Source organism: Halorubrum sp. SD612 (assembly GCF_002135005.1).
Genome location: NZ_NEWI01000229.1, coordinates 1 through 3,055 on the forward strand (window position 1 = coordinate 1; position 3,055 = coordinate 3,055).

Annotated in this window: 6 protein-coding genes; all 6 read right to left on the bottom strand. The window is 66.0% G+C overall.

Annotated elements, in window-relative coordinates; translation table 11 throughout:
- Positions 1–544, bottom strand: a 544-nt coding sequence (locus B9G38_RS15555; RefSeq protein WP_303646244.1) for a proton-conducting transporter membrane subunit, incomplete at its 3' end; no start/stop codon positions are given.
- Between the two features lies 1 nt (position 545).
- Complete coding sequence (gene nuoK, locus B9G38_RS15560; protein WP_086220978.1) at positions 546–866, bottom strand: NADH-quinone oxidoreductase subunit NuoK; 321 nt, start codon at positions 864–866, stop codon at positions 546–548.
- Positions 863–1,222 carry a hypothetical protein gene (locus tag B9G38_RS15565; protein ID WP_086220979.1) on the bottom strand — a complete coding sequence of 120 codons (360 nt, stop codon included), beginning with the start codon at positions 1,220–1,222 and terminating at the stop codon, positions 863–865. The genes nuoK and B9G38_RS15565 overlap by 4 nt, the downstream gene beginning before the upstream one ends.
- The gene (locus B9G38_RS15570; protein ID WP_086220980.1) at positions 1,219–1,485 is read right to left on the bottom strand and encodes an NADH-quinone oxidoreductase subunit J; all 267 of its coding nucleotides are present in this window, start codon (positions 1,483–1,485) and stop codon (positions 1,219–1,221) included. The genes B9G38_RS15565 and B9G38_RS15570 overlap by 4 nt, the downstream gene beginning before the upstream one ends.
- 49 nt (positions 1,486–1,534) lie before the next feature.
- Positions 1,535–1,996 (bottom strand): NADH-quinone oxidoreductase subunit I, encoded by a 462-nt coding sequence (locus B9G38_RS15575; RefSeq protein WP_006113010.1) that lies wholly within the window; start codon positions 1,994–1,996, stop codon positions 1,535–1,537.
- Position 1,997: 1 nt separating this feature from the next.
- Positions 1,998–3,055: complex I subunit 1 family protein (locus tag B9G38_RS15580; protein WP_143415522.1), on the bottom strand; the 1,058-nt coding region annotated here is incomplete at its 5' end.

The window sequence follows — 3,055 nt, forward strand, 5'->3', positions numbered from 1 at the left end:
GGAACTGCTTCTGCGGGGCGGGCGGCGGGCCGGGCTCGCGGAAGTGGAAGCCGATCAGCAGGTACGAGCAGAGCCCGACCAGCTCGAAGAACATGAACGCCATCAGCAGGTTGTCGGCGACGACGAAGCCGAGCATCGACGCCGTGAAGAGGCCGAGCCCGGCGTAGTAGCGCGGTAGGCCGGTCTCGCCCTCGTCGTTCATGTAGCCGAGCGAGAAGACGTGAACCAGAAGCGCCACGAGCGTCACGATGACGAGCATGAGCGCCGACAGCGGGTCGATCAGGACGCCGAACGTGAGTTCGATGTCGGTCGGCCCGATCCCCGCGCCGCCCTCGCTCGCCCAGTGGTACAGCGTCTCGTCGTACGCCCGTCCGCCCGCGACGGTCGCCGCGACCCAGATCGACAGCAGGAACGAGCCCGCGGTCGCGGCGATGCCGCCGAAGGCCCCGCCCTTCGGGAGGTACCTGCCCGCGCCGAGCGCGACCAGGAACGAGAAGAACGGTAAGAGTACGATCGCCGGAACGTATGCGAATGCGTCCACCATCTTACCACCTCATCTCCGCGGGAACGGTCACGTCTGTCGTGCCGAAGTTACGGTATAACACGAGTATGATGCCGATACCGATAGCGACCTCGGCGGCGGCGAGCGCGATGACGAACAGCGCGAACACCTGCCCGGTGAGGTCGCCGTAGTACAGCGCGAACGCGACGAAGTTGATGTTGGCCGCGTTCATCATGAGCTCGACGCTCATGAGGAAGTACAGCGCGTTCCGTCGCGTCAGCACGCCGAACAGTCCGATACAGAACACGGCCGCCGCCAACAGCAGGTACCACGACGGGGGGATCGAGGCGGCGACGGCGGTCATCGCCGGTCACCTCCGTCGCGTCCGCCGTCGGTGACCGCCTGCCCGAGCGCGGAGACGATGGAGTCGCCCTCCTCGCGTTTGGCCAGGTACACTGCGCCGTCGACCGCGACGTCGAGCGCGACCGCGGCGATCAGGAACGCCGCGAGGAACCCCTCCGCGGGGATAGTGGCGACGTCGTACGCGCCCAGATCGAACAGGGCGTACCCGATGTTGTGGACGACCGAGGCGTCGGCCGGGAAGCCCGTCTCCTCGAAGCCGAACGTCGCCGCGCTGGCCGTCGCGGCCAACACCGCGAACAGCCCGCCCACGGCGATCGCGGGTGCGATACGGGAGCCGCGGCTCTCGTCGTTGCTCACGCGCTACTCACCTCCGTTTCGGTATCCATTCGCGTGAGCATCACGGCGAACGTGACTAAGATGAGGACCCCGCCGACGTAGACGAGGATCTGCATGGCGGCGATGAACTCCGCCCGCAGCATCACGTAGTGCACCGCGACGCTCGTGAGGGCTCCGCCCAGAAGCAGCGCGGCGTGGAACACGTCGCGCGCCAGGACGACCCCGAGGGCGAACGCCAGCGTGACCGCGGCGAACAGCCCGAACGCGATGGTAGCATAAACCATTGTGTTTGTCTCCTATGAGAACCCCTTTGAAGATTTCGAGACGTGCCCGCTACTGGTAGTCGACCTCGCCGTCGCCCTCCCCGATCCACGCGCCGCGATCGGGGTTGCGGGACTCCAGCGGGTCGATTCCCTTGTACCACGGGACGTTCTTGAGCTGTTCTTTGTTGAACACGAAGTCGTCTTTCGTGTCCGCCGTGAACTCGAAGTTCTGCGTCAGCAGGATGGCGTCGACGGGGCAGACCTCCTCGCAGAGCCGGCAATAGATACACTGCCCGATGTGGAGGTTGTACTGCTCGCCGTTGCGCTGGTCGTCCTGAACGATCTGGATCGTGTCGTTCGGACAGACGTTCTCGCACTGCCGACACCAGATACACCGCTCCTGGCTGAACTTGTGAACCCCGCGGAACCGGGGGCTCACCTCGGGCGCGTCCTCCGGGTATTCCACCGTGAACGTCGTCCCGTCCAGCGCGTGTTTCATCGTCGTCGCCATGGATTTCATGAGTCCGATCATATTACGCGATCACCCCCACGATTACGGCCGTGAGCACCAGGTTCGCGAACGACAGCACGAGCATTCCCTTCCAGCCGATCTCGATCAGCTGGTCGATACGGACGCGCGGCAGCGCCGCGCGGGCCCACTGCGTGAACAGGAAGAAGCCCCAGATCTTCACCACGAACCAGATGAAGCCGATGCTCTCCGGGCCGGGACCGGACGCCCCGCCGAGGAACGTCACGGCGAGGATCGCCCCTCCGAGGAAGATGTGGACGAACTCTCCGAGGTAGAAGAGGACGAAGTACGCCGAGGAGTACTCCGTCTGGTACCCCGCGACGATCTCCGTCGGCGCCTCGGGGATGTCGAACGGGTTCCGACCGATCTCGGCCATGTTCGCCGTGAGGAACAGCACGAACGCGAACGGGTTCACGAACGCGTACCACGACGGGATGGCGACGCCGCCTATCGACACGAGCGTCTCCGTCTGCGCGCCGACGACGCCGCTCATCTGGAGCGTCCCCGAGAAGATCACGACGGACATCGCCGTGACGATGAGCGGGATCTCGTACGCGAGGTTCTGCGCCACCGCGCGGAGGCCGCCGAGCAGCGAGTACTTGTTGTTCGACGCGTAGCCGGCCATCACCAGCGAGACGGACGCGATCGACGCGAACGCGAACACCAGCGCGAACCCGACCTCCGGGTCCGCGAGGTGGAGGTTGATCGGGCCGAGCCGCCCCATCGGGATGACGGAGAAGCCGAGCAGCGCCGACGCCGGCAGGAGGATCGGCGCGATGTCCCACGAGGGACGGTCGACGCCCTCGGGGATGATGAGCTCCTTCGCGAGGAGCTGGACCGCGGCCGCCGGGATGATGAGAAGCCCGTACGGGCCGATCCGGTCGACCGCGATCCGATCGGTGAACGCGGCCGTGATCTTCCGTTTCGCCCACGGACCCGCGACGCCCGTGAACGCGAGGATGATGTTCCCGACGACGAACGCGGCGACGAGCGACGCCGCGACCTCGCCGATGACGCTGTCGAGCCCGAGCGTGTCGACGATGAACTCGGGGAACAGCTGTG

What these genes read in the sequence shown, in the direction of transcription:
- nuoK (WP_086220978.1), bottom strand. Translation starts at nt 866, where the DNA reads ATGACCGCCGTCGCCGCCTCGATCCCCCCGTCGTGGTACCTGCTGTTG.
- B9G38_RS15575 (WP_006113010.1), bottom strand. Translation starts at nt 1,996, where the DNA reads ATGATCGGACTCATGAAATCCATGGCGACGACGATGAAACACGCGCTG.
- B9G38_RS15570 (WP_086220980.1), bottom strand. Translation starts at nt 1,485, where the DNA reads ATGGTTTATGCTACCATCGCGTTCGGGCTGTTCGCCGCGGTCACGCTG.